Below are 23,600 nucleotides of genomic sequence, written 5' to 3' on the forward strand. Positions count from 1 at the left end.
CGAACGTAAGTGGCCGCCACGCCACGGACAACCCCTGCCCGGCGTCCTCGCCCCCTAGTGATCAAGGAGTATGGGCGGAAAGCGCGCGCAGGGGTGTTGTGCCGCCGCCCTCGCCCCGAGAATGTGCCGCATGGGCGACGCGGTCGTGGTGAACGAACTCGTCAAGCGGTACCTGCCTGGTGCGCCGGCCGCGGTGGACGGACTGGGCTTCTCGGTGCGCCAGGGCGAGGTGTTCGGCCTGCTCGGGCCGAACGGCGCCGGGAAGACGACGACCATCGGTGTACTCACCACACGAATCCTGCCGACATCGGGCTATGCCACCGTGGCGGGCATGGACGTGACCGCGCGCCCGAAGAGCGCGCGCAGGGCGCTCGCCGTCGTGCCGCAGCACAACAACCTCGATCGCTCGCTCAACGTCCGGCAGAACCTGCTCTACCACGCCGCCTATCACGGAGTGGCCCGCTCGGTGCGCCGGGCGCGCGCTGCGGAGATCATCTCGCGCATCGGCCTCGACGACCACGCCGACGCCAAGGTCGACCGGCTCTCCGGTGGTCTGGCTCAGCGCGTGATGATCGCGCGGGCGCTGATGCACCGGCCTGAGGTGCTGTTCCTCGACGAGCCCAGCAGTGGTCTCGATCCGCAGTCCCGGCTGTTCGTCCACGACGAGATCCGCGCCCTCCGCGAGGACGGTGTGACCGTCGTCGTCACGACACACGACATGGAAGAGGCCGCGAAGCTGTGTGACCGGGTCGGCATCATCGACCACGGCAAGATGCTCAAACTCGACAGCCCGGCCACCATGACCAACGCTCTGCCGGGCAGCTCGGCCCTGACCGTGACCGTCGACGCGGACGACGCGAAGTCCGACTCCGTGGTGCAGATTCTGTCCGAGATGGACAACGTCGAGCGAGTCGAGAAGATCGGTGCCGGTGCGCCCGCGCCACCGCCGGGCATGCCCGGCATGCCGATGCCGCCCTGGATGGCACCGCCACCACAACAACCCGTCAGCGACGGAGTCCGGTTCCGGCTCTACACCTCCGTCGAGCCCGCCGCCGTCCTGCCGATCATGCTGAAGGTCCTCGGCGGTATCGGTTGCGACATCACGGATCTCTCCGTCAGCAAGCCGAGCCTGGAAGACGTCTTCCTTCACCTGACAGGACGGAACCTGCGATGACCGCCACCACCGCCCCCGAGCACGCGCCCCAGCGCGAGACCTCCGATCTGCGCACCGCGACCAGGGTCTTCGGCTCGTTGCTCAGCAGGGACTTCTACGTCATCGGCCAGGACTTCTCCACGTTCCTCGTCAAGACGTTGCTGCAGCCGTTCGCGATGCTGTTCATCTTCGGCGTGGTGCTCGTCGAGCTCGGTTTCGTCGCACCCGAGTTCGCGCAGCTGTTGTTTCCCGGCGTGATCGCGCTGAACACCTTCATCGGCGCTCTGCAGTCGACCGCCATGCCCATGGTCATGGACTTCTCGTTCACCAAGGAGATCGAGGACCGGCTGCTGGCGCCCGTGTCCGGCAACGTCGTCGCGCTGGAGAAGGTGGTCTTCGGCGCTTTCCGGGGCCTGCTGTCCGGCCTGGCGATGGTCCCGATCGGCTTCCTCATCATGGACGGCGTGTCCTGGGAGGTCTCGGGGCTGCTTCCCGGCCTCATGGTGCTCGTCCTGTGTGCGCTGTCGGCGTCGGGCGTCGGCATGATCATCGGCACGTTCGTGCCACCGCAGAAGATCGACATCGTGTTCACGTCGACCATCACGCCGCTCATGTTCACGGGTGCGACGTGGTTCCCGTGGCACGGGCTCGACAACCTGCTCTGGTTCCAGATCGTGTGCGGCTTCAACCCGCTGACCTATGCCAGCGAGGGGCTGCGCGACGTCCTGCTGGACAGCCCGATTCAGTCGATCCCGCTGTGGGTGGACGTACTCGCCATCGTCGGCATGACCACGGCCCTCATCGTGGCGGGCCTGGTCGGCTTCCGTAAGCGCGCGGTTTCCTGAGCGCTCCGCACCCGGTGGCCTGTTCCGCCACCGGGTGGGTGCGGAGCTGCCGAACTACTCGTTGGCGATCAGGCCGGCGATCTTGGTGAGCCGCTGCTTCAGTGCCGGGTCGATCGTGTCGCGCCGGGGCGGCCTGCGAATCTCGGGAACCGTCCTGCCGAGCCAGTCGTCGAGCCCGGAGAGCCCCAGGAACCGGCCGAGTCGTTCGAGTTCCTTCGCCGGGTCGGCGACGAGGTCCTCGTAGCGCAGGCGCATGAGCCGTTCCGGGGGAGTGGCCAGCAGCGAGCTGGTGGTCTCGTACTGCATCGACGCGACCATGTAGGTGAGCCTGGTCAGCGTCTCGGGAGAACGCGACCGGGCGTCGAGCGTCTCGGCGGTGAGGTTCTCGGGCAACAGCGGGTGCAGACGCTCCGGGATCGTCTTCGGGTCGTACTCGGCTCCCGTGGCGAACGGGTCGAACCCGCAGTTCTGCAGGAACTCCACGCCGATCTCGCTGAGCTGGAAGACGGGATGCCTGCTCATCGAGATCGCGACGTCGACCGAGTCGCGCGTGAGGTAGACGAACGGAGCGCGGGGGAACATCGCCAGCAGCGACTGGACGTACATGCTGGACGCGCCCGAGCGTTCGATCCACATCGACTTGCCGAACATGTCGGTCAGCTCGGCGAACAGAGTGCGGTAGTGATCCGGCAGCGGCTGCGTCGGGAACGTGCCGACCAGATCCTCGATCCGCCGGAACAGCGCCTCGGGCTCGTCGGACAGTGACGGCAGCGTGTTCGACAGGATCGCGGGGAACTCGGCCCATTCGGGGCCTTCGCCCGTCTTCTCCGGGTACCGGTACTCCGGCGGGAGCCTGCCGATGCGCGAGAGCACACTGAGTGATCTGTTCGGGCGCGTCAGGATCGACCAGAAACGGTCCGTCGGCTCCGCGTCGAGTCGCATGCCGTCGGGGAACTGCGTGATGAAGAACTCCTGTAGAGACAGGGTCTCCGGGTGCATTGCCAGCAGGTCCGACAGCACGGTGGAACCGCACCGCCCGCTCCCGACCACGAACGCGCCCTCGTGTGAGGACGCGCTGCTCCGCTCGCGCGACATCTGTCTCCTCGGTCCCGACGGTGATGCTGGTTCAGGACACTAGGGCAGCGGGCTCGGGCGCGGGCACCCCTGCCGGGCGCGCCGAACCCCTAGGCGGCAAGGCGGCCAAGCGGTGCGGGCCGTGGCGCCGGGCGTGCACGACGATCACGCCGGGCGAGGGGTGTCCTCGGTGTTCGCCACGAGCGCGAGCAGATCGCCCTCCGCGACGGACTGGCCCTCGGTGACCGAGACGCGCACGAGCGTGCCGCCCTGCTCGGTGATCACGGGGATCTCCATCTTCATGGACTCGAGCAGGACGATCTCGTCCCCCTCGGCCAGTACGTCGCCCTCGGCCGCGAACACGCTCAGCACACTCGCGACGATCTCGGCCTTGATCTCCTCGTGCATGTCCGATCCTTCCGAGGCGTTCGTACGCCGTCCTGGAAGGTGTCTATCGCGTGGTGCGGCCGGTGTTACACCCCGGAGCCCTCGGTTCGTACCCCTGTCTTGTCGCGCGGTAGCGGACCTGTTCACACGATGTCGCTGACAGTATTAATTAATAATTAATCTTGACCCGGCCGCCGTCGGCGATCCAGACTGTGCGCACGGTCCCGCTCCGCGGCGGCCGGGAAGTGACGATCGAGGAGAGGCTGATGGTCGCAACGGGGCGTCGGAGCCGGGCGGGACTGGCGCTGATGGCGGTGGTGCTGTTCGGCGTCGTGGCCGCCTGCGGTGGCAGGGTCGGTGAGAACGGCCGGTTCGGCGTCGTCTACATGGACGCGCAGGGCTTCTACGCCGGGGTCAGGGTCGGCATGCAGCAGGAGGCCGAAGTGCTCGGCCGGAGCCCGCAACTGCTCCAGCTCAACGCGCAGGGCGATGCCTCGAAGGAGAGCACGTTCATCGACCAGGTCAGTGCCGCGAAGGTCGATGCGCTGATCCTCTCGCCAGCCTCGGCCACCGCGTCGGTGCCCGCGCTGAAGCTCGCGCACGAGAGCGGCATTCCCATCATCTGCTACAACACCTGCGTCGCCGAGGAGAGCGCCCGCGAGTACGTCTCGGCCTACGTGCTGGGCGACCCGACGCGCTTCGGTGAGCTGCTCGGCGAACGGGCCGCGGAGTACTTCCTCGCCGAGGGCAACACCGAGCCGGAGATCGCGGTGGTCAACTGCGAGTTCGTCGAGGTGTGCATCGAGCGCAGGAAGGGCTTCGAGCAGGCGCTGCACGCCGAGCTGCCCGGAGCGAGGATCGTGGCCAACCAGGAGGGCGCCACGATCGACGAGGCGGTGGACGTCGCCGAGCGCATCCTCACCGCCAACCCGGACCTCGACGCCTTCTACGGCGAGGCGGGCGGCGCCACGATGGGCGCGGTGCGCGCCGTGCAGGCCAGGAACAAGGTCGGGCAGACCGTGGTCTTCGGCAGTGACATGTCCACCGAGGCGGGCCAGGCGCTGGCCGCCGAGGACATCCTCAAGGGCGTGGTCGACATCTCCGGCATCACCGTCGGCGAACTGGCGGCCCGCGCCGCCGACGACGTCCGCCGCGGAGAGATCACCGACTACACCGTCGTGCCCGCACCGGTCGAGCTCTACGCCACCCCGGAGGACGGCTCCGACTGGCTGCGGGCGCACCCGGACGGTGTGCCGTGACGGCGCGCGTGACCGAGCGGGACCGGAACCGAACCAGCGAAGGAGAAGCCGTGGCCGCCGATGTCGCCAGTGGCTCGACCGTCATCGAGGTCGACGGCGTCACCAAGCACTACCCGGGTGTGCGGGCGCTGACCGACGCGCACCTGTCCATCCGCGCGGGCGAGGTCAGGGCACTGCTCGGCCGCAACGGCGCGGGCAAGTCCACGTTGATCCGCGTGTTGTCCGGAGTGGAGCGTCCCGACGCGGGAACGGTCACGGTCGCGGGGCGCAGCGCCGGTGACGGCGGCGTGCGTGAAGCCGCCGAGCTCGGCATCAACACGGTGCACCAGGAGCTGAGCCTGGTCTCCGAGCTCAGCGTCGCCGAGAACCTCTACCTCGGCCGCTGGCCCCGCCGGGGTGGCGCCGTCGACTACGCCACGATGCGGGCGGGGGCCGCCGAGGTGTTCGAGCGGCTCGGACTCGACATCGACCCCGACGCGCCGGTCGGTTCGCTCTCGCTGGCCAGCAGGCAGCTCGTGGAGATCTGCCGCGCGGTGCGCGAGCAGCCCCGGCTGCTGATCCTCGACGAGCCCACCAGCGCGCTCGCCGCCGCCGAGGTGGACGTGGTGCTGGAGACCGTGACCCGCATCGCCTCAGCGGGCGTGGCCGTGCTCTACGTCAGCCACCGGCTTGAGGAGATCCGCCGCATCGCCCACAGCGCCACCGTGATGCGCGACGGGCGCATCGTCGAGACCGTGGACGTCGGCGAGGCGGACACGGGCCGGATCGTCTCCCTCATGCTCGGCGACACCGCACGGGTCACGGAGCGCCCGCCCGAGCGGCACGTCGACCGCGACGGCACGCCGCTGCTGTCGGTGCGCGGGCTCGCGGTGCCGCCCAAGGTGCTCGACGTGTCCTTCGATCTCCACGCGGGCGAGGTGCTCGGCATCGCCGGGCTCATGGGCTCTGGCCGCACCGAGCTGTTGCGCGCGATCGCCGGGTTCGATCCGGCCACCGCGGGCGTCGTCAGCATCGACGGCACCGGGACCGCCCACCCCACGCCCGCCGCGATGAAGCGCCTCGGAATCGGCATGACCCCGGAGGACCGCAAGGACGAGGGCGTCGTGCCGCTGCTCGGGGTGGACGAGAACCTCGTGCTGTCCGGGTTCTCCGCCGTGAGCTCGGGGCCGACCGTGCGGCCGGGCCTGGTGCGCCGAGCCGCCGAACGGCTCATCGAGCGGCTCTCGATCGCCACAGCCTCGGCCCGCACACCCATCGTGAACCTCAGCGGCGGCAACCAGCAGAAGGCCGTGATCGGGCGCTGGCTGCACGCGGGCAGCCGGATCCTGCTGCTCGACGAACCGACCCGGGGTGTCGACGTGCAGGCCAAGGCCGAGATCTACCGCCTCGTGCGCGAGCTGGCCGACGGCGGTGCCGCGATCGTGTTCGTCTCGGGCGAGCTGGAGGAGCTGCCCCTGGTGTGCGACCGGGTGCTGAGCCTGCGGGACGGCAGCGTCGCCGCGGAGCTCACCGGAGCCGAACTCACCACCGATTCCGTGCTGTCCGCCGCGATGGCGGCCTGACACCCTCGACAAGGAACGACACATGACAGCTACTCAGACCTTGCCGCCGCAGCGTCGTGGCGGTGTGAGCCGGTCCATCGCGGGCCGCTCGCTCAACGAGATCGGCCTGATCGCCGCGATCGTCGTGCTCTACGTCGTCCTCGGCAGCACCGCCGCGGGCTTTCTGAGCCTGGACAACCAGCTCGGCATGCTGCGCGACGCCGCGACCGTCGGGATCGCCGCGTGGGGCGTGACGCTGGTGATCATCGCGGGTGAGATCGACATCAGCATCGGCCCCGCCGTGGCGTTCTCGTCGGTGCTCGTCGCCAAGAGCGCCGCCGAGTGGGGACTCGGTATCGCGCCCGCGATTCTGCTCACGCTCGCGGCGGGAGCGGCGTGGGGCGGGCTCGCCGGCTGGCTGCGAGCTCGATTCGAGGTGCCCTCGTTCATCGCCACGCTCGGCATCTGGAGCGCGCTCGGCGGCCTGGGTCTCTACCTCACCGACGCGCTGCCCGTCGTGCTTCCCGAGAGCGGTCTGATGGACGTGCTCGGCGGTTCGATCCTCGGCGTCCCGACGCCCGCGATCGTCATGGTGGTGCTGTTCTTCGTCTTCGCCTACGTCGCCCGCTACACCGCCTACGGCCGCTCCGTCTACGCGGTCGGCGGCAACGCGCCCGCCGCGCGGATGGCGGGCATCGACCTCGCCCGAGTCCGGGTGCTGCTGTTCGCGACCACCGGCCTGCTCTCCGCCATCACCGGGGTGCTGCTGGCGGCGCGGCTCGGCTCGGGCAACGGGGGTGCGGCCTCGGGCCTCGAATTCGACGTGATCGCGGCGGTGGTCATCGGCGGCACCGCGCTGGCGGGCGGGCGCGGCACGATGCTGGGCACGCTGCTCGGCGTCGGCTTCATCACCGTGATCGCCAACGGACTCGTGCTCCTCGGGGTGAACTCGTTCCTGCAGAACGTGGTGCGCGGTGTGATCATCGTCGCCGCCGTGCTGGTGAACGTCGTGATCACCAGGCGGGCGCGCGCGACGAGGGAGAGCTGATGAGCGCGGCCGGGAAGCGGACTGAGACGACGGTGGGCACCGACGTCATGACCGGGGTGTACCTGCCGGGGGACTCGACCGCGGTCCTGCGGGAGTTGCCGGTGCCGAGCCCGGGGCCGGGGCAGGTGCTGATCGAGGTGGGCGCCTCGGGCATCTGCGGCTCCGACATCGGCTACATCTACCACGAGCACAAGGGCCACCGTGGCGTCGACGGACCCGCCTATCGCGGCGTGGTCGCCGGGCACGAGCCCTCCGGCCGGATCGTCGCGACCGGGCCCGGCTGCCGTCGTTTCGGCAGCGGCGATCGCGTGCTCGTCTACCACATCGCCGGGTGCGGGCTGTGCGACAACTGCCGTCGCGGCTACTACATCAGCTGCACGTCTGTCGAACGGACGTCCTACGGCTGGCAGCGGGACGGCGGGCACGCCCACTACGTGCTCGCCGAGGAGTCCACCTGCGTGCCGCTTCCCGACGAGTTGTCCTACGTGGACGGTGCGTTGATCGCGTGTGGCTTCGGCACCGCCTACGAGGGGCTGCGCCGCGTCGGCGTCAACGGCGACGGTGACCTGCTGGTCGTCGGGCTGGGGCCGGTGGGACTCGCGGCCGGCATGATCGGCAGGGGGATGGGCGCGCGCCGCGTGGTGGGCGTCGAGGTGTCGCCGCAGCGGCGCGCGTGGGCCGACGGGCTGGGCGTGTTCGACGCGACGCTGGCTCCCGAGTCCGATGCCGAGGCGACGGCGGCACTCGTCGGCGACGCGCTCGGAGCCCCGGGCGCACTGACCACCATCGACTGTTCCGGCTCCCGTGCCGGGCGCTCCACGGCACTCGCGGGCGCCGCCGAGTGGGGCCGCGTGTCGCTGGTCGGCGAGGGCGGCACCCTGGAGACCGAGGTCTCGGACGCGCTGCTGCACAAGCAGCTCACCCTCTACGCCTCCTGGGTGACGTCGCTGCCCGCGATGGCCGAACTCGCCGTGAACCTCGCCCGGTGGGGCCTGCGGCCCGAGAGCGTCGTCAGTGACCGGTTCCCGCTCGCGCGCGCCGACGAGGCGTACCGGCTCGCCGCCGGAGCCAGCCGGGGCAAAGTGGTCCTGGTGCCCTCGGAGGAGGACGTGTCGTGATCGAACTGCGGGACGGCGCGCCGACCGTGGTGTGGCTGTCCAACGACCGGCTCCGGCTCGGGATCGTGCCCGAGCTCGGTGGCAGGCTGCTGTCGCTGTCGCGACAGGACGGCCGGGAACTGCTGTGGCGGGACGAGAACCTGCTCACCGACGAGCTGCGGTTCCGGGACGGGCATGTCCACCGGCCGGTGGCGGGCAGCCTCGGTGACTGGGTGAACTACGGCGGCGACAAGACCTGGCCCGCCCCGCAGGGCTGGGAGAGCCGGGACCAGTGGGCGGGCCCGCCCGACCCGGTACTCGACTCGGGCGCCTACGCCGTGACCACCGACGTGCGCGACGGTCTCGCGACCGTGACGCTGACCAGCGGCGACGATCCGCGCACGGGGCTGCGGCTGCGCCGCCGGTTCGAGCTGCGCGACGGCGGCGACGGCTACCGGCTGACGCTGTCGGCGCTCAACACCTCCGGTCGGAGCGTGCGCTGGGCGCTGTGGAACGTCACGCAGCTCGCCGCCGACGGCGAGGGCGGAACCCTCGTGGGCGGTCCCGAGCGCGTGACACGGCTGCTGGCGGGCACCGGCTACCCCCGCTGGGAACAGCGCGGCGACGCCACGTACGTCCCGCACCAGGAGGTGGTCGGCAAACTCGGCTTCCCCGCCGCGACCGGGTGGCTTTCGCACACCGGCGACGACACCACGCTCACGCAACGGTTCGCCGTCGACCCCGGTGCCGAGTATCCGGACCGGGGCTCCCGCGTCGAGGTGTGGCTGGAGTGCCCGCTGCCCGAGCCGCTCGCCGAGCTGGGCGGGCTGAACCCGCCGGCCCGCATCGTGGAGTGCGAGGTCCTCGGCCCGCTCACCACGCTGCGGCCCGGTGAGGAGACCACGCTGAGCATCGACGTGGAGGTGCGCCCATGCGCGGACTGAACGGCAAGGTCGCGATCGTCACCGGCGGCGCGCGGGGCATCGGCGCCGCGGCGGCCGAACGGCTCGCCGCCGAGGGCGCCGCGGTGGCCGTGCTCGACATCGGCGACCCCGGTGAGACCGTCGAGCGGATCACCAGCGCTGGCGGCCGGGCGAGGGGTGTGTGCTGCGACGTCAGCTCCGAGCAGGAGTGGGCCCGCGCGGTCGCGCTCTGCCGGACGGAGCTCGGGCCGGTCGACGTGCTCGTCAGCAACGCCTACACCGTCGACGTCCGGCCCGCCCACGAGACGAGCCCGGCGTCGTGGGAGCGGCAGCTGTCGGTGAACCTCACCGGCACGTTCCTCGGGTTCACCGCGTGCCTGGAGGATCTGTCCCGCGACGGCACCGGATCGGTCGTGCTGACCTCGTCGGTCCACGCGCTCGTCGGGCTCCCGGGGCGCCCCGCCTACGCGGCGAGCAAGGCCGGTCTCACCGGGCTCGCGCGCCAGCTGGCCGTGGAGTACGGGACGGTGCTGCGCGTCAACTCGGTGCTGCCCGGACCGGTTCTCACCGCGGCGTGGGACGGCATCGGCGAGCCCGAGCGGCGGCTGTCCGCGGAGCAGACCGCCGTGAAAAGGTTGGGACAACCGGCCGAGGTCGCGGCGGCCATCGCCTTTCTGGCCAGCGACGACGCGTCGTTCATCACCGGTTCCGCGCTGACTGTGGACGGTGGCTGGAGCGTGTACAAGTCCTCGTCGTGACGGGGAAGACCAAGGGGAGGAACGGCGGATGAGCGGCTACAGCGGCCGTGGAGTACACGGGCAGGTGGTGGCCGAACTCGGCGCGCGCATCGTGTCGGGGGAACTGGGCAGCGGCGACGTCATCGACCTCGCCGCGCTCGGCCGGGACCTCGATGTGAGCATGACCGCGTTGCGGGAGGCGATGAAGGTACTCGCCGCGAAGGGGCTCGTGGAGGCGCGGCAGAAGCGCGGCACCTACGTGCGCGACCGCGCGCACTGGAACCTGCTCGACAGCGACGTGATCCACTGGCGCAGCCAGGCCGGCGACACCGTCGCGGTGCTGCGCGACCTCGCCGAGGTGCGCGCGGTGGTCGAACCGGCCGTGGCGTCGATGGCCGCGCTGCGCCGGGACGACCGGGATCTCGCCGAGCTGGACGCCGCGCTCGCGGAGATGGCGGACGCGGTGGGCACGGGTGCGGCGGCCGAGGTCGCGGCCGACCTGCGCTGGCACCGGGCCATGCTGCGGGCGACGCACAACGAGATGCTCGCGAGGATGGACGTGTTCATCGAGCCCTCCCTGCGCCTGCGCGACGCACTCGTGCACGAGACCGCCGCCGACGATCCCGTGCCGAGCCACGCCGTCGTCGTGGAGGCGGTGCGCAGGCAGGATGCCGAGGCCGCCGCGGCGGCGGTCACCTCGTTGCTGGACAAGGCCGCCCAGGACGCCGCGAGCGTGCTCGGCAACGGGCACGCCGGAAAGAAAGCGACAGTCACCGAGTGAAGATCACTTCCGTAGAGACGTTCCTGGTGCCGCCGAGGTGGCTGTTCTGCCGGGTGGCCACCGACGAGGGCATCGTCGGCTGGGGCGAGCCCGTGGTGGAGGGCAGGGCCGACACCGTGCGCGCCGCCGTCGACGAGCTGTCCGATCTGCTCGTGGGGCAGGACCCCCGCCGCGTCGAGGACCTGTGGCAGCTCATGACCAAGGCCGCCTTCTACCGGGGCGGCCCGGTGCTCTCCAGCGCCGTGGCCGGGCTCGACCAGGCGCTGTGGGACATCCTCGGCAAGTCGCTCGGCGCGCCCGTGCACCAGCTGCTCGGCGGTGCCGTGCGCGACGAGGTGCGCGTCTACGGCTGGATCGGCGGTGACGAACCCTCGGCGGTCGCCGAGGCCGCCGCGAAGCAGGTCGATGCCGGCCTCACCGCGGTGAAGATGAACGCCTCGGGCCGCATCGGTCGCATGCCGACCCGCGAGGACGTGGACGGCGTCGTCGCGCGGCTGGCCGCCGTGCGCGAGGTGCTCGGGGACGCCCGCGACGTGGCCGTGGACTTCCACGGCCGGTTCGGCGTCGCCGCCGCACGCAGGGTGATTGGCGAACTCGCGCCGCTGCACCCGCTGTTCGTGGAGGAGCCGGTGCTGCCCGAGTACGCGCACCGGCTCGGTGACGTGGTCGCCACCAGCGGGGTTCCCCTCGCCTGCGGCGAGCGCCTCTACTCGCGCACCGACTTCCTGCCCGCGTTGCAGGCGGGCATCGCCGTGGCTCAGCCGGATCTCTCGCACGCGGGCGGGATCTCGGAGGTCCGCCGCATCGCCGCGCTCGCCGAGACCTTCGACGCGCTGCTCGCTCCCCACTGTCCACTCGGGCCGATCGCGCTCGCCGCGAGCCTGCAGGTGGCCTTCGCCACCCCGAACTTCCTGATCCAGGAGCAGAGCATCGGCATTCACTACAACACCGGTGCGGAGCTGCTCGACTACGTGCTCGACCGCGCGCCGTTCGCCTTTCCCGACGGCGCCATCCGGCGCTGGGAGGCACCCGGGCTCGGGGTGGACATCGACGAGGACGCCGTGCGGGCCGCGGGCACGCGCGGGCACCGGTGGCGTCCTCCGGTGTGGCGGCACGACGACGGATCGTTCGCCGAGTGGTGAGGCGAGAGGAGAATTCATGGACCTGACCGAACTGCTGGCCACGCACCGGTTGATGGCGATCATCCGCGGTACCGACCCGGGAGCGTGCGAGCACACCGCCGAGGTGCTCGTGGAATCCGGTGTGCGGGTGCTGGAGGTCTCGCTGACCTCCGCTGACGCCGTCGGGGTACTGGCCCGGATCTGCGCGACCGTGGGCACGGCGGCTCACGTCGGGGCGGGCACGGTGCTGACCGCCGAGGACGCGAAAAACACCCGGGACGCGGGCGCGACCTTCGCCGTCACCCCCGCGCTCGGCGAGGGCGTGGACGCGGCGCTGGAACTGGGCCTGCCGGTCCTGGCCGGCGCGATGACGCCCACCGAGGTGCTCGCCGCGCACCGTGCCGGTGCCACGGCGGTGAAACTCTTCCCCGCGAGTGCACTCGGCCCCGGCTACGTGAAAGCGCTCGGCGACCCGTTTCCGGGGCTCGGTCTGGTGCCGGTCGGCGGCGTCGGGCTGACCGACGTGCCCGAGTACCTGAGCTCGGGCGCGCTCGCGGTCGGCGTCGGCAGCCCGCTGAGCGGTGACGCGCCCCACGGCGGGGACATGGCGGCGCTGCGCGACCGCGCCGCCCGGTTCGTGGAGGTCGCCGGTGCCTGAGATCGTGACCCTCGGCGAGACGATGCTGTCGCTGCGAGCCGAGGGGCTGGTGCGGCTGGGAACCACGTTCCGCTCGTCGATCGCCGGTGCCGAGTCCACCGTCGCGATCGGGCTGAGCCGCCTCGGCCGGCACGTGCGCTGGCTCGGCCGCCTCGGCGACGACGAGCCGGGCGATCTGGTGCTGCGCACCCTGCGCGCCGAGGGCGTCGACGTGTCCACCGTGGAGCGGGACGGGGCCGCGCCCACCGGGCTGATCCTGTTCGAGCAGCGGCTGCCCGGTGTCACCAGCGTGCGCTACCACCGGGCGGGCTCGGCCGGTTCGCGCGTGCGGGCCGACGCCGTCGACCTGGGCGACGACGTGCGCCTGGTCCACCTCACCGGCATCACCCCCGCCCTGGGTGACGGCCCGCGTCAGGCCGTCGACGCGGCGCTGGCCCAGGCGCGCGAGCGCGGCGCCACCGTGTCGTTCGACGTCAACCACCGCGCCAGGTTGTGGTCGGCGGGGCGGGCTCGTTCGGTGCTCACCCCGCTCGCCCGGAGTGCCGATGTGGTGATCGGCTCGGCCGACGAACTCGACCTCGTCGGTGGCATCCCGGCGCTGCTGGACGCGGGCGTGCGCGAGGTGGTCACCAAGCTCGGCGCCGACGGTGCCTCCCTCACCACCGCCGACGGTGACTGGCACGCACCCGGGTATCGCGTGCCGGTGGTGGACTCGGTCGGCGCGGGTGACGCTTTCACGGCGGGCTACCTCTCGGCACTGCGGGACGGGCTCGGCCCGGTCGCGCGGCTGGACCGGGGCAACCGGGCAGGCGCGTTCGCCGTCGCCACCTCGGGCGACTGGGAGGGACTGCCGACGCGCGCCGAGCTGGACCTGCTGGCATTGGACGAGGGAGTGACGCTGCGATGACCGGCGACTGGACGGCGTGGCCGGGCGAACGGTTCTCGCTGGGGGAGGGACTGCGCCGGGTCGGCGAGCGGCTGATCATGGTCGACATCCTCACCGGACGGCTGCTCGCGTTACCCGCCGACGGCGAACACGAGGTGTTGCTCCAGCTCGCCGAGCCGCTCGGCGCCGTGGCGCCACGGCCCGGTGGCGGCTGGCTCGCCGCGGCAGGCACCGGCATCGCGGTGCTCGGCGACTCCGGAGTCGAGCGCTGGCTCGCCCGCCCCGAGAACGGCGCCCGGACCGCGATGCGCATGAACGACGCCGTCGCCGATCCCCACGGCCGGTTCTGGGCCGGGTCGATGGCCTACGACACCACTCCGGGCGCCGGATCGCTGTACCGCGCCGACCCGGACGGGACGGTGACCCGCGTGCTCGGCGACCTCACCGTGCCCAACGGTCCCGCGTTCGACGCCGACGGCACCACGATGTATCTCGCCGACAGCGCGAAGGGGGTGATCCATCGCTTCGCCGTCGATCCCGGCACCGGGCGCCTGGCGGAGCGCGCCGAGTTCGCGACCGTCGAGAGCGGCAGCCCGGACGGCATGACGGTCGACGCCGAGGGCTTCCTCTGGTCGGCGATCTGGGGCGCGGGTCAGGTTCGCCGGTACGCGCCCGACGGCTCGCTGGATCGCGTTGTCGCGGTCCCGGCCGAGCAACCGACGAGCGTCCACGTCGATGGGGAGCGGCTCGTGGTCACCTCGGCGACCGTGGGTCTGGCCGAGCCGGGTGAGTTCGACGGCGCGGTGCTGTCGATCGCGCTCTGACGGCCCCAGCGGTCAGGTGGCTGTGGTGTGGTCCACGCGGAAAACCACTCGTCCCGCTCGGCGTGGGGCCCCCGCCTCGATCCAGGCCGGAAGCTCCGTCCACGGCTGCACGTCCATCGCGCCGACCTCCAGCGTCCGGTCCTCGGCGAGGTAGCCCATCTCGGCGGCCAGGCCCGGTTCGTTGCCGAGAAAGAAGCTCGTAATGGAGCGGTCCGCCGTCGTGGGATCCGCGACGAAGGCACCGTACGGGAAGCGCTCGTCGGTACCGGCCGCGTGTCCCAGCGCGATCACCGTCCCACCGGCTTCGAGCAGCGCGTAGGCGTCAACGAGGTGCTGTCCGCCGATCATGTCGATCGCGCCGTGGACGCGACGGTCGACGGAGGCCAGGGCGGTGTGCGTCTCGTGTGCGCCGAGCCGCCGGAGGGTGTCGTGCTGGCCCGCGTCTCGCGCGACCGCGACGACCGAGGCCCCGGAGCGAGCCGCGAGTTGGACGGCGAAGCCGCCGACGGCGCTGCCCGCGCCCACGATGAGCACGCGCCGCCCCAGGATCGAGCCGAGCCTGCGGATCGCGCGCAAGGCGCTGGTGGCGGGAACGGGAAGGGTCGCGAGGTGCTCCCACGCGGCATCGGCAGGGGCCGCCGCGATCATCGCGTTCGAGACGGCGCGCCGCTGCGCCCAGCCGCCCGCGAGACCGAGGAACAGGACGCGCTCGCCTTGGCCCGGCCCGCTCCCGTCCGCGGCGGCTTCGAGCACGACACCGCTTCCGTCCCATCCCGGTACCGATCCCGGTGGCAGGCCCGGCAACGCGGCGAGGTCGCCGGGGTTGGGGGCGAAGGCCTCGACCCGCACCAGCGTCTCGTGGGGCAGCGGAGTGGGGTCGAAAGTCTCACGCAGGGTCAGCCCACTGGGTGTGTCAGGGGCGGTCGTCCATGCCAGCATGTGTTCTTTCCTCGCCTTGAACCGTGGAAGTGGTGGGATCGAGGGCAGCGGATGCCGCCTCGCGCACGGCCGCGCCGGTGGGGCCGTGCGCCATCGTAGTCCACGTTCCCGGCACCGAGCCGGACCGTAAAACCGAGCAAAGGAACACGGTCGACTGGTCCGTGATACCCGAATAATAGTTTTATTTCGGTAGCGAAAGCAGAAGGTTGAACTTGACTGGGCGCCGACCCTCGTCGGCCACGCCGAAGAAGGACACATTACCCTCTGTCTGCTACCCTCCTGCTGTGGTGTGATTTCACTGAGGGGCGACCGGAGGGGCGAATGTCATCATTTGGCGGCTGGTTGAATTCGATTGCTGAATTCCCATTGCCCGCCCTGCTGGGGGTGGCCGCCCTGTTCGGCTTCGCCGAGTCCGGACTCGGGGTCGGGATGTTCGTGCCTGGTGAGACGGTGGTGCTGGTGCTCGCCGCGAGTCTTCAGGAGAATCACGCGCTCGTGGCGCTGTTCATGATCGCGGGTGTCAGCAACTCGATGGGTGACCATGTCGGGTACCTGTTGGGGCGCCGGTACGGCGAGCGTATGCGCGGTACGGGGGTGGTGCGACGATTGGGTGTCGAAAAATGGGACCGAGCCACCGTCGCATTACGGAAACACGGGGCCGCCGCTGTCTTTTTGACGAGGGTAATCCCGATCGTGCGGACATTTACTCCGGCCGCCGCAGGTGTGTCGGCGGTACGATACCGCTATTTTCTGCCCGCGTCATTGTGTGGCGCGTACACGTGGGCAGTCGTGTACGTGACCGCCGGTGCGCTGGCCGGTGCGTCGATCGCCCAGGTGGAGAAGACCATCGGCGACTGGGGTCTGATCGCGCTCGGGCTCTTGACGGTGTCCGTGGCCGGTGTGGTGCTCTGGCGGCGACGCCGACGTGCCGCGTCAGCCCTCACCCCGGGCAGCGGCGAACTTGCGCACGGCGATGGTCATGGCCCGGGCGAGTAACGCGGCCAGCGACAGCACGCACGACCAGCTGCATGAACACTTTGGTCAGGTCAGCCAGGGAACGAGAGAGTCGAAGCACTGCCGAGGCCGGGCGGTGGCGAGCTTTCAGCGAGGTGAGTGAGTCGATGGCTGCGGCGGTGTTCCGGTCGTACGACCAACATGAGCTCGACATCCAGTACTCACCGAGTTCGTGTGTCGACGATGTCGACTCCTACCTTCGCGAGTACGCACGGCTCAGCGCGCGGGCGCGAACCGAGATCGACGGGTTCGTCGAGATCCGCTACGGCGACACTCCCGAGCAGGTGGTCGACTACTTCCCGGCCGGCACATCCGGGGGGTCGCTGCTGGTGTTCGTTCACGGTGGCTACTGGCAGGAACTCAGTCGCCGCGAATCCGCGTTCATGGCCGCGGACCTGACCGAACGGGGCGTGTCGGTCGCCGTGCTCGGTTACGGTCTGGCCCCGCGGTACACGGTGCCGGAGATCGTGACGATGGTGTCGGAAGGTGTGCGCTGGCTCTGCCGCAACGCCGCCGGACTTCCCGGTTCACCACGCAGGGTGGTCCTGAGCGGCTCCTCCGCGGGCGCGCATCTGACCGCCATGTCGCTGCTCGATGAGGCCGGATGGCACAGGGACGGACGGCGGCCGACCGAGGCGGTCTCCGGCGCGGTGTTGCTCAGCGGTGTCTACGATCTCGACCCGGTTCGCCGGACCTACGTGAACGCCCCACTCGGTCTCGACGCGGACACCGCGCTCGCCTGTAGCCCGCAGCGCCGCCCGCTGGCTGGTCTCCCACCGCTGGTCGTCGCGCGTGGGGACAACGAGACCGCGGAGTTCGCCAGGCAGCACACGGAGTTCGTGGCCGCGGTGCGGCGTGGGGGCGGGTCCGTGAACGATCTCGTCGTGCGGGGGCGCAATCACTTCGATCTGGTCTTCGATGTCGGTGACCCCGGAACGTCGCTGGGCGCGGCGGTTGCCCGCCTTGTCGAGTGAGCAACGTTCTCCGGCAGCGGCGCGATGCCCACAACGGACTGGCCTCGCGGGTCGGCCGAAGGGAGGCAGCAGTGAACGACACGTGGTTGCGGGGCAGGCAACAGGCCATGCCGGGATGGTCGAGTTGGTGTGCTTCCCGCACGCAGGCGGTTCCGCGAGCTATTTCCACCATTTCCAGCAAGCACCTCGCACCGGCCATCGCGGTGACGGCGGTCCAGTACCCGGGACGCCAGGATCGGATCAACGAGGACGGTTTCGCCGACGTCGTCGACGCCGCCGATGCGGTCGCAGGGGAACTCTGAGGGCGGGCACGTTCACACGGTGAGCAGGCTCGGAGTACGGGTACACGCCTCTGTGTCCAGCGGCGGCGATTAAGTGTGATGAATGTTTCGTGACAACGCACTAGGCTCGAGCGGACCTGACGACACACGGCCACTGGGAGCGTCGTGCGAGTGGCGGTCCTGGGACAGCTGCGGTTGCAGGCCGATGATCACGCGGAAGTCGCGATACCCCGCGGCAAGGCGGCGACGCTGCTGTTGCTGCTGGTGGGCCACCACGGCCGCCTGGTGAGCACCGAGCGGCTGGTGCTGGCGCTGTGGGGAGAGCACCCGCCGCGTACGGCGATGGCCAGCCTGCACAACCACGTGTGGGCGCTGCGTTCGGCGCTCGGCAAGGCGAGGCCCGGCGCCGGAGCCAGGCTGCGCCGCAACGCCGACGGGTACCAGCTCGATCTCGAGCAGGCCGAATGCGACCTGATCGAGTTCGAGCAGCTGGTCGCCGAAGGCAAGGCCGCCGCGCGGATCGGGGACACCCCACGCGTGGTGCGGGTTCTCCGGCAGGCCGTCGGGCTGTGGCGGGGTGAGACCTCGCACCTGACCGCGTTGGCGTCCTCCCCGGTCAGCGAGATGGTCCGGGCGTGGGAGCACGCGCGGGTGAGCGCGCACGAGGACTGCCTCGCCGCGGAGCTCGAACTCGGCCACCACGACGATGTGGTCCCCGAACTGCACACACTGGTCGCCGAGCACCCGCTGCGGGAACGGCTCGCCGGGCTACTCATGCGGGCGCTCTGGTCGGGCGGGGACCGGGCCGGTGCGCTGGAGGTCTACCGGACGACGAGACTCGGCCTGATCGACGCGCTCGGCGTCGAACCAGGGGCCGAACTCCGGGACCTGCAGGGTCGAATACTGCGGGGCGAGCCCGCGTGGGGCGGACCCGTGGTATCGGCACCGCCACCACTGGCCGACACTCCCCGGCAACTGCCCGCGGATACCGCGGACTTCATCGGCCGTGAGCGGATTCTGGAGGGAATCGCCAACTCGCTCGACCCCGCCCGCGGCGACGAGACCGTCCGGGTCGTGGTGATCAGCGGGCAACCCGGCGCGGGCAAGACCGCGGTAGCCGTCCGAGCGGGGCACCGGTTGGCGGAGAGGTATTCCGACGGGCAACTCTACGCCGATCTCGGGGGTGGGTCGGCCGGGCCACGGCCGCCGGAGGACGTGCTCGCCGATCTGTTGCGCGCCCTCGGCGTGCCCGACGCCGCCATGCCCGCCGGTGCCGAGCAGCGCGCGGCGGTCTACCGCAGCAGGCTCGCCGGACGACGGGTGCTGGTGGTTCTCGACGACGCCGCGGACCTGACACAGGTCCGTCCGCTGCTACCGGGGACCGCGGGCGCGGCGGCGTTGGTGACCAGCCGCCGACGGGTCGCCGCCCTGCCCGGCGTGACCTCGTTCGCGCTGGGACCGCTGACTCGCCGCGAGGGGGTGCTGCTGCTCACCAAGGTGCTCGGCACCGAGCGGGTGGGCGCCGAGCCGACCGCGGCCGCGGAACTGGTCGGCCTGTGCGGGCGACTGCCCCTGGCGATCCGGGTGGCGGCGGCCAGACTGGTGACCAGACCCGCGTGGTCACTGGCGTCCCTGCTGGCGAAGCTGCGCGACCGGCGACTGCTCCTCGACGAGCTGACGGTGGCCGAACTCGACGTGCGCGCGGGTTTCGCTGTCTCGCACGACGCGCTCGGGGACCTGGAGCGGCTGGTGTTCCGCCGGTTCGGGCTGGTGAGCACGCCCGATCTGGCGCCGTGGGCGCTGGGCGCGCTGGTCGACGACGATCCCGGTCTTGACCAGGCGCTGCACACCCTGCTGGCGAGCCATCTGCTCGAACCGGCGGCGGCTGCCGCCGAGCGCTACACGATGCACGAGCTGGTTCGGGTCTTCGCCGCGGAGAACGCCCACGCGAGTGAGGGCAGCCCCGAGGTCGAAGGCACCACGGCGCGAGCGGTCCTGCGCGCCCTGTTCGACCGGTGCCGACTGCTGATCGAGGTGGCGCATCGCACCATGCCGCCCCCGGCGGGCTGGCTGAAACCGGTCGGACCACCCCCGTCGGCGGCGCTCCCTCCGCCGCCATCCGACCTGATCGCCCTGGTGTCGCGGAACCCGACCGCGTGGTGCGCGGCGGAATGCGAAACCCTGCTGGAGATCCTGATTCGGGGCGCGCAACTGGGTTGGTACCGCGAAGCGCTCGACGCGGCGGAACGGCTCAGCAGCTTCCTCGCGATGAAACACCGAAGGCGGGAGATCGAGCGGCTGTACTCCGCCGTGGCACGAGCGGCGGCGGGGGACGCGCGGATGTCCGCGCGAGCTGACTTCGGCCGGGCGCACGCCGTCGCCATGGGCGGGTTGCTCGTCGACGCCGCGGCCATCCTGTCCTCGTGCGCTGAGGTGTTCGACCGCTTCGACCAGCACTCTGCCTTGATGAACACCCTGGTACTGCTCAGCTTCTGCCGGATGAAACTCGGGAACCTGCAACGGGCCGAGCAGCTCGTACGCGAGGCGCTGGACCTGCGATCGCGCGCCGGGGACCGGCAGTGTGAGGTACGGGCGTTGCGCCAGTTGGGCAGCGTGCTGATCAGCGCCGGTGATCCCGAGAGCGCCGTAGGCCCGCTGCGGCATGCCCTCGCCACGGCCGAGCAGATCGGGGAGGCGGATCTGGAGGCGGTGGTGTTGAGCAGCCTGGCCAAGGCGCTCATCGCGCTGGGTGAGCTGGAGCGGGCCGACGAACCCTGCCGCCGCGCGCTCACGTTGCTCGACGAGCTGGACCAGCCGGTGGGCCGCGCCTACGTGACGCTGTCGCACAGCCGGATCGCCGAACACCGCGGGCAGCACCGCGAGGCGATCACGACCATCGAGAACGCGTTACGGGTGTTCGGCGAGTTCGCCGAGCACCGTGGTGAGATCGAAGCACGGCACCGGCTCGCGGTGAACCGGCTCGCACTGGGCGAGACCGGTGAGGCCGTCTCCCTGCTGCGTTCCGCACTCGCGCAGGCCAGGGAGCTGTGCATGCACCGCACGGCGTGGGAGCTGGATCGCGCACTCGCGGCCGCGCTGTGGAGGAAGCCATGAAGCCTCAACAGTTCGAGGCCGGCGTCCGCTGGTGCGGTGAGTTGACCGGACCGTGCGCGCATGCTCGCTCGCTCGGGACGCCCGTCGGGACCGGACGCAGTGGCAGGCCCGTGGGTAGCTCGGCGCGGCTCTGCACGTTGAGCTTGCGGTAGACACGGGTGAGGTGCTGTTCCACGGTGCTCACAGTGATGCCGAGTTTGCGGCTGATCGTGCGATTGGTGTGGCCCAGCCCGGCCAGTGACGCGACCCGGCGCTCGGCCCTGCTCAGGGACGCGAGGCCGTCGCTCTCGCGCGGCACGCTGTCGTGTCCGCCCGCGTGGCGAGCACTGGACACCAGCTGTTGCTGCAACACCGCCGCGTGGCAGCCGCGCGCGAGTTCCATGGCCTGTTCCAGTGCCGCGCCGGCCCGCGTGAATGCGCCCCGCGCGCGACTGGCTTCGGCGAGCGCGCCGAGGGTGACGGCGAGTTCCAGGCGGTCGCCGGCTTCCGACAGCATTTCCGTGGCTTCCTCCAGGCGTGGCACCCGACGCTCTGGAGACGAGGACTCGGCGAGCAGCCGGAGCGAGACGCCCCGGGTGCGCAGCCCGGCGCCCGGCAGAGCCAGCTGGTCCTCGGCCGACTTCCTGGCCTCGTCGGCGCGCCCCAACAGCAACTGGGCCTGGGCCACGCCGCTACGCCACGGCGCGATCGACGGGTGGTCGATGGCCCACCCGCTCATCAAAGCGCCGCACTGGTGGAAATCGCGGAGCGCGGTGGCCGTCCGGCCCGCGGCCAGGAAGTACTGGCCCCGAGCGTAGAGGTAAGCCGGGCCGAACCAGGTCCGGAACAGATCCTCGGGCACCGGGCGCTTCAGCAGCGCGGCCGCCTCGCCGAGGTCGCCCATCGCCGTGGTCGCCAGAATCGCCGTGGACAGCGGGGTGGCGATGCCGATGCCACAATTCGTCGCGCTGAGCGCATCGAGCGCCGCCCTCGCGTGCTCGGCGGCGAGCAACGGATCGCCGAGCCGCATCGCGATGTCGGATCGCAAGGTCCGGAACTGAGTGCGCCAGACCGTCGCCCGCCTGCCGCCCGCCTCCTCCAGTAGTGAGTCGCAGAGCAGGGCCGCCCGGTGCGAGTGGTCGGCGTACATCAGCGCGAGCAGGGCGCTGAGCAGCGTCTCCAGAGTCCGGTCGGTCATCGCGCAGGTCTGCAGGATGTGCTCGGCCGCCCCGACCGCGGAGTCCACCGGCCCCCGCGTCAGCACCACCCCCAGCGCGGCGGCGGCTCGTCGCCACGGTTCCTCCGCCGGGTGTAACGCGCCGTCACCGACCACATCGGAGGGAACGTCGGGATGGCTGGGAAAGTGCGGCGGGTGCGAGAAGGAGAGCAGGAGGTAGGCCAGTTGCAGGTCGGTCCGGTCGCTCCGGGTCCCCTGACTGCTCAGCTGGGTGCGCAGGACGTCGGCGGCCTCGCCTGCCCGGCTGTGCCACAGCAGGTACTTGACCAGGGTCAGCGAGTCGTGTGCGCTCAGGTGCCCGTCCCGTAACGCCGTCCTGAGGCCGTTGATCCGCAGGTCGGCGTTGGCCGGACCGGATCGCCATTCCGCGCGAGCTAGAAGTTCGGTGATCACGGCGCGGTCCCGCTCGTCGGTGCACTCGCGCTGGGCGAGTTCGAGACAGGCCGCCGCCAGCGGCTCCTCGTCGTCCTCCAGCGCGATTTCTGCCGCGCCTCGCAGCACGTTCACCGCCCATCGGTCGTCCGCGCGATCGGCGGCGATGAGATGGCCTGCGACTGTGGTCGGTGATTCGCCGTCCTGGTAGAGCAGTTCGGCGGCGCGCACGTGCAGTGCCGACCGTTCGGAGGGCGGCAGGGCGCGGAGCACCGCAGCTCGGGCTCGCGGGTGCCGGAATGTCCCGCTCTCCGCCAGCCCGGCCGTCGTGAGGACGTCGAGCACCTGCGTGGCCGAGTCGGCCGTCATGCCGAGCAGCCGGCCGAGCCGGTGTGGCGAGGCGGCGTCGCCGAGCAGCGCCAGGCCGCGTGCGACCCGGCACAGGGCGAACTCCCACCGGTGCAGGCACGCCAGGACGGCCTGGCCGAACGACTCGCCGACCACCGGCGCCGCCCTGGCTCCCGGTGACGCCGGGTGCTCGATGCTCAGGTAGTCCTCGATCAGAGCGTGTACGAGCAGCGGATTGCCCCCGCTGGTCTGGTAGTAGGCGGGAGTCAGCTGGCGGACCGTGGGCGGGTCGAAGTGCTGGGCGAGCAGTTCGGCGACGCCGTCGGGGGACAGTGGTGCCAACCGGAGTCTGCTGAAGTAGGGCAGGCGGGCGACCTCGGTGTGGAACGGCAGCTGCCCTGGCCGGGCCTGGGACCACTCGGTCAGGATCATGAGCACGGGCGCCGAGCGCATCCGGCGTTGAATGTAGAGCAGTGTCTGCAGGGACTGGCTGTCGGCGAACTGCACGTCGTCCACACCGAGCACGACCGGCCGGTCAGCGGCGATTCCGAGGACTGCACCGGACAGCGCGCGCATGACCTGCGGATCAGGCGGCGGGATCGGTTCCCCGTCGGTTTCCGGTTGGCCGGCAGTGTCCGGTTCCTCGAGTAACCGCTGAACATTTCGGGGCGCCTCGGCCGTCGATGTGACCTGCCGCAGCAACTGGTCCATCACACCCAACTGGAGTGGCTGTTCGGCGCGGGAGGCGGTGGCGGTGAGCACGACCGCTCCGTTCGCGGAAGCCGTATCGGCGAAAGTGTTCAGTAACTCCGTTTTTCCGCTGGCGACACTGCCCGTGAGCAAGGCGATCTGGCCGTGGCCACGTCGGCACCGGGCGAACAATTCCTGGAGCGTGTCCAATTCCCGGTGCCGTTCCACCAGATCCATGCTCGCCCGCCCTCCCGGTTCGGCCCGACACTGCCGACGTAACGCGCTGTGACTCAGTGTGATCGGTCGGTGCCTTTGGGT

At 71.0% G+C, this 23,600-nt stretch carries 21 protein-coding genes; 17 read left to right on the forward strand and 4 right to left on the reverse strand.

What is annotated here, in order from left to right:
- Nucleotides 1–130: 130 nt before the first annotated feature.
- Both FFT09_RS19335 and FFT09_RS19340 read left to right on the forward strand, forming a co-directional pair.
- Nucleotides 131–1,174 carry an ABC transporter ATP-binding protein gene (locus FFT09_RS19335; RefSeq protein ID WP_024877529.1) on the forward strand — a complete coding sequence of 348 codons (1,044 nt, stop codon included), beginning with the start codon at nt 131–133 and terminating at the stop codon, nt 1,172–1,174.
- Nucleotides 1,171–1,998, forward strand: a complete 828-nt coding sequence (locus FFT09_RS19340) for an ABC transporter permease (RefSeq protein WP_138383538.1) — start codon at nt 1,171–1,173, stop codon at nt 1,996–1,998. Before FFT09_RS19335 ends, FFT09_RS19340 begins: the two co-directional genes overlap by 4 nt.
- A gap of 54 nt (nt 1,999–2,052) precedes the next feature.
- On the opposite strand, the gene FFT09_RS19345 is transcribed toward FFT09_RS19340, so the two are convergent.
- Nucleotides 2,053–3,093, reverse strand: coding sequence for a sulfotransferase family protein (locus FFT09_RS19345; RefSeq protein WP_081195334.1), 1,041 nt, complete (start codon nt 3,091–3,093; stop codon nt 2,053–2,055).
- Between the two features lie 144 nt (nt 3,094–3,237).
- Nucleotides 3,238–3,480 carry a biotin/lipoyl-binding carrier protein gene (locus tag FFT09_RS19350; RefSeq protein WP_024877526.1) on the reverse strand — a complete coding sequence of 81 codons (243 nt, stop codon included), beginning with the start codon at nt 3,478–3,480 and terminating at the stop codon, nt 3,238–3,240.
- 245 nt (nt 3,481–3,725) lie between these two features.
- Between FFT09_RS19350 and FFT09_RS19355 the strand changes: the two genes are divergently transcribed.
- Genes FFT09_RS19355 through FFT09_RS19405 form a run of 11 tightly spaced genes read left to right on the forward strand, consistent with a single transcriptional unit; the run spans nt 3,726 to nt 14,334 of the window.
- Nucleotides 3,726–4,718: a substrate-binding domain-containing protein gene (locus FFT09_RS19355; protein ID WP_081195489.1), complete on the forward strand. Its 993-nt coding sequence runs from the start codon at nt 3,726–3,728 to the stop codon at nt 4,716–4,718.
- A 50-nt stretch (nt 4,719–4,768) separates the two neighbouring features.
- On the forward strand, nt 4,769–6,280 hold the full coding sequence (locus FFT09_RS19360; protein WP_138383539.1) for a sugar ABC transporter ATP-binding protein: 1,512 nt from the start codon (nt 4,769–4,771) through the stop codon (nt 6,278–6,280).
- 22 nt (nt 6,281–6,302) lie between these two features.
- Nucleotides 6,303–7,307: an ABC transporter permease gene (locus tag FFT09_RS19365; protein ID WP_081195336.1), complete on the forward strand. Its 1,005-nt coding sequence runs from the start codon at nt 6,303–6,305 to the stop codon at nt 7,305–7,307.
- Nucleotides 7,307–8,425, forward strand: a complete 1,119-nt coding sequence (locus FFT09_RS19370) for a zinc-dependent alcohol dehydrogenase family protein (protein ID WP_081195338.1) — start codon at nt 7,307–7,309, stop codon at nt 8,423–8,425. The genes FFT09_RS19365 and FFT09_RS19370 overlap by 1 nt, the downstream gene beginning before the upstream one ends.
- Nucleotides 8,422–9,348 carry a DUF4380 domain-containing protein gene (locus tag FFT09_RS19375; protein WP_081195340.1) on the forward strand — a complete coding sequence of 309 codons (927 nt, stop codon included), beginning with the start codon at nt 8,422–8,424 and terminating at the stop codon, nt 9,346–9,348. The genes FFT09_RS19370 and FFT09_RS19375 overlap by 4 nt, the downstream gene beginning before the upstream one ends.
- Nucleotides 9,336–10,085 carry an SDR family NAD(P)-dependent oxidoreductase gene (locus FFT09_RS19380; RefSeq protein WP_081195342.1) on the forward strand — a complete coding sequence of 250 codons (750 nt, stop codon included), beginning with the start codon at nt 9,336–9,338 and terminating at the stop codon, nt 10,083–10,085. Before FFT09_RS19375 ends, FFT09_RS19380 begins: the two co-directional genes overlap by 13 nt.
- 28 nt (nt 10,086–10,113) lie before the next feature.
- Nucleotides 10,114–10,845 (forward strand): FadR/GntR family transcriptional regulator, encoded by a 732-nt coding sequence (locus FFT09_RS19385; protein WP_024877519.1) that lies wholly within the window; start codon nt 10,114–10,116, stop codon nt 10,843–10,845.
- Nucleotides 10,842–11,987 (forward strand): galactonate dehydratase, encoded by a 1,146-nt coding sequence (gene dgoD, locus FFT09_RS19390; RefSeq protein ID WP_138383540.1) that lies wholly within the window; start codon nt 10,842–10,844, stop codon nt 11,985–11,987. Before FFT09_RS19385 ends, dgoD begins: the two co-directional genes overlap by 4 nt.
- 16 nt (nt 11,988–12,003) lie before the next feature.
- The gene (locus FFT09_RS19395; protein ID WP_081195346.1) at nt 12,004–12,624 is read left to right on the forward strand and encodes a bifunctional 4-hydroxy-2-oxoglutarate aldolase/2-dehydro-3-deoxy-phosphogluconate aldolase; all 621 of its coding nucleotides are present in this window, start codon (nt 12,004–12,006) and stop codon (nt 12,622–12,624) included.
- Nucleotides 12,617–13,531, forward strand: coding sequence for a sugar kinase (locus tag FFT09_RS19400; RefSeq protein WP_081195348.1), 915 nt, complete (start codon nt 12,617–12,619; stop codon nt 13,529–13,531). The genes FFT09_RS19395 and FFT09_RS19400 overlap by 8 nt, the downstream gene beginning before the upstream one ends.
- The gene (locus tag FFT09_RS19405) at nt 13,528–14,334 is read left to right on the forward strand and encodes an SMP-30/gluconolactonase/LRE family protein (protein WP_138383541.1); all 807 of its coding nucleotides are present in this window, start codon (nt 13,528–13,530) and stop codon (nt 14,332–14,334) included. Before FFT09_RS19400 ends, FFT09_RS19405 begins: the two co-directional genes overlap by 4 nt.
- Nucleotides 14,335–14,346: 12 nt before the next feature.
- Here FFT09_RS19405 and FFT09_RS19410 read toward each other — a convergent pair whose 3' ends face one another.
- Nucleotides 14,347–15,273 carry a zinc-binding dehydrogenase gene (locus FFT09_RS19410; protein WP_167305402.1) on the reverse strand — a complete coding sequence of 309 codons (927 nt, stop codon included), beginning with the start codon at nt 15,271–15,273 and terminating at the stop codon, nt 14,347–14,349.
- Nucleotides 15,274–15,594: 321 nt separating this feature from the next.
- Here FFT09_RS19410 and FFT09_RS19415 point away from each other — a divergent pair, with 321 nt between their 5' ends.
- The 4 genes from FFT09_RS19415 to FFT09_RS19430 all read left to right on the forward strand — a co-directional run bounded on the left by FFT09_RS19415 (nt 15,595) and on the right by FFT09_RS19430 (nt 20,656).
- Nucleotides 15,595–16,269 (forward strand): DedA family protein, encoded by a 675-nt coding sequence (locus FFT09_RS19415; RefSeq protein WP_138383543.1) that lies wholly within the window; start codon nt 15,595–15,597, stop codon nt 16,267–16,269.
- A 125-nt stretch (nt 16,270–16,394) separates the two neighbouring features.
- Nucleotides 16,395–17,261, forward strand: coding sequence for an alpha/beta hydrolase (locus tag FFT09_RS19420; protein ID WP_138383544.1), 867 nt, complete (start codon nt 16,395–16,397; stop codon nt 17,259–17,261).
- A 71-nt stretch (nt 17,262–17,332) separates the two neighbouring features.
- A complete protein-coding gene (locus FFT09_RS23485; protein ID WP_341869017.1) occupies nt 17,333–17,563 on the forward strand; it encodes a hypothetical protein in 231 nt (76 codons plus the stop codon).
- 144 nt (nt 17,564–17,707) lie between these two features.
- The gene (locus FFT09_RS19430) at nt 17,708–20,656 is read left to right on the forward strand and encodes an AfsR/SARP family transcriptional regulator (protein WP_138383545.1); all 2,949 of its coding nucleotides are present in this window, start codon (nt 17,708–17,710) and stop codon (nt 20,654–20,656) included.
- Between the two features lie 4 nt (nt 20,657–20,660).
- Here the strand turns inward: FFT09_RS19430 and FFT09_RS19435 are convergent, their stop codons facing one another.
- A complete protein-coding gene (locus tag FFT09_RS19435; protein WP_138383546.1) occupies nt 20,661–23,519 on the reverse strand; it encodes a helix-turn-helix transcriptional regulator in 2,859 nt (952 codons plus the stop codon).
- Nucleotides 23,520–23,600: the final 81 nt, after the last annotated feature.

The organism is Saccharomonospora piscinae, from assembly GCF_005862235.1.
In the GTDB taxonomy this organism is placed as follows: domain Bacteria; phylum Actinomycetota; class Actinomycetes; order Mycobacteriales; family Pseudonocardiaceae; genus Saccharomonospora; species Saccharomonospora piscinae.

Coding starts and splice junctions, on each gene's coding strand:
- FFT09_RS19335 (WP_024877529.1), top strand. CDS start 131: ATGGGCGACGCGGTCGTGGTGAACGAACTCGTCAAGCGGTACCTGCCT.
- FFT09_RS19340 (WP_138383538.1), top strand. CDS start 1,171: ATGACCGCCACCACCGCCCCCGAGCACGCGCCCCAGCGCGAGACCTCC.
- FFT09_RS19345 (WP_081195334.1), bottom strand. CDS start 3,093: ATGTCGCGCGAGCGGAGCAGCGCGTCCTCACACGAGGGCGCGTTCGTG.
- FFT09_RS19350 (WP_024877526.1), bottom strand. CDS start 3,480: ATGCACGAGGAGATCAAGGCCGAGATCGTCGCGAGTGTGCTGAGCGTG.
- FFT09_RS19355 (WP_081195489.1), top strand. CDS start 3,726: ATGGTCGCAACGGGGCGTCGGAGCCGGGCGGGACTGGCGCTGATGGCG.
- FFT09_RS19365 (WP_081195336.1), top strand. CDS start 6,303: ATGACAGCTACTCAGACCTTGCCGCCGCAGCGTCGTGGCGGTGTGAGC.
- FFT09_RS19370 (WP_081195338.1), top strand. CDS start 7,307: ATGAGCGCGGCCGGGAAGCGGACTGAGACGACGGTGGGCACCGACGTC.
- FFT09_RS19380 (WP_081195342.1), top strand. CDS start 9,336: ATGCGCGGACTGAACGGCAAGGTCGCGATCGTCACCGGCGGCGCGCGG.
- FFT09_RS19385 (WP_024877519.1), top strand. CDS start 10,114: ATGAGCGGCTACAGCGGCCGTGGAGTACACGGGCAGGTGGTGGCCGAA.
- FFT09_RS19395 (WP_081195346.1), top strand. CDS start 12,004: ATGGACCTGACCGAACTGCTGGCCACGCACCGGTTGATGGCGATCATC.
- FFT09_RS19405 (WP_138383541.1), top strand. CDS start 13,528: ATGACCGGCGACTGGACGGCGTGGCCGGGCGAACGGTTCTCGCTGGGG.
- FFT09_RS19410 (WP_167305402.1), bottom strand. CDS start 15,273: ATGCTGGCATGGACGACCGCCCCTGACACACCCAGTGGGCTGACCCTG.
- FFT09_RS19415 (WP_138383543.1), top strand. CDS start 15,595: ATGTCATCATTTGGCGGCTGGTTGAATTCGATTGCTGAATTCCCATTG.
- FFT09_RS19420 (WP_138383544.1), top strand. CDS start 16,395: ATGGCTGCGGCGGTGTTCCGGTCGTACGACCAACATGAGCTCGACATC.
- FFT09_RS19435 (WP_138383546.1), bottom strand. CDS start 23,519: ATGGATCTGGTGGAACGGCACCGGGAATTGGACACGCTCCAGGAATTG.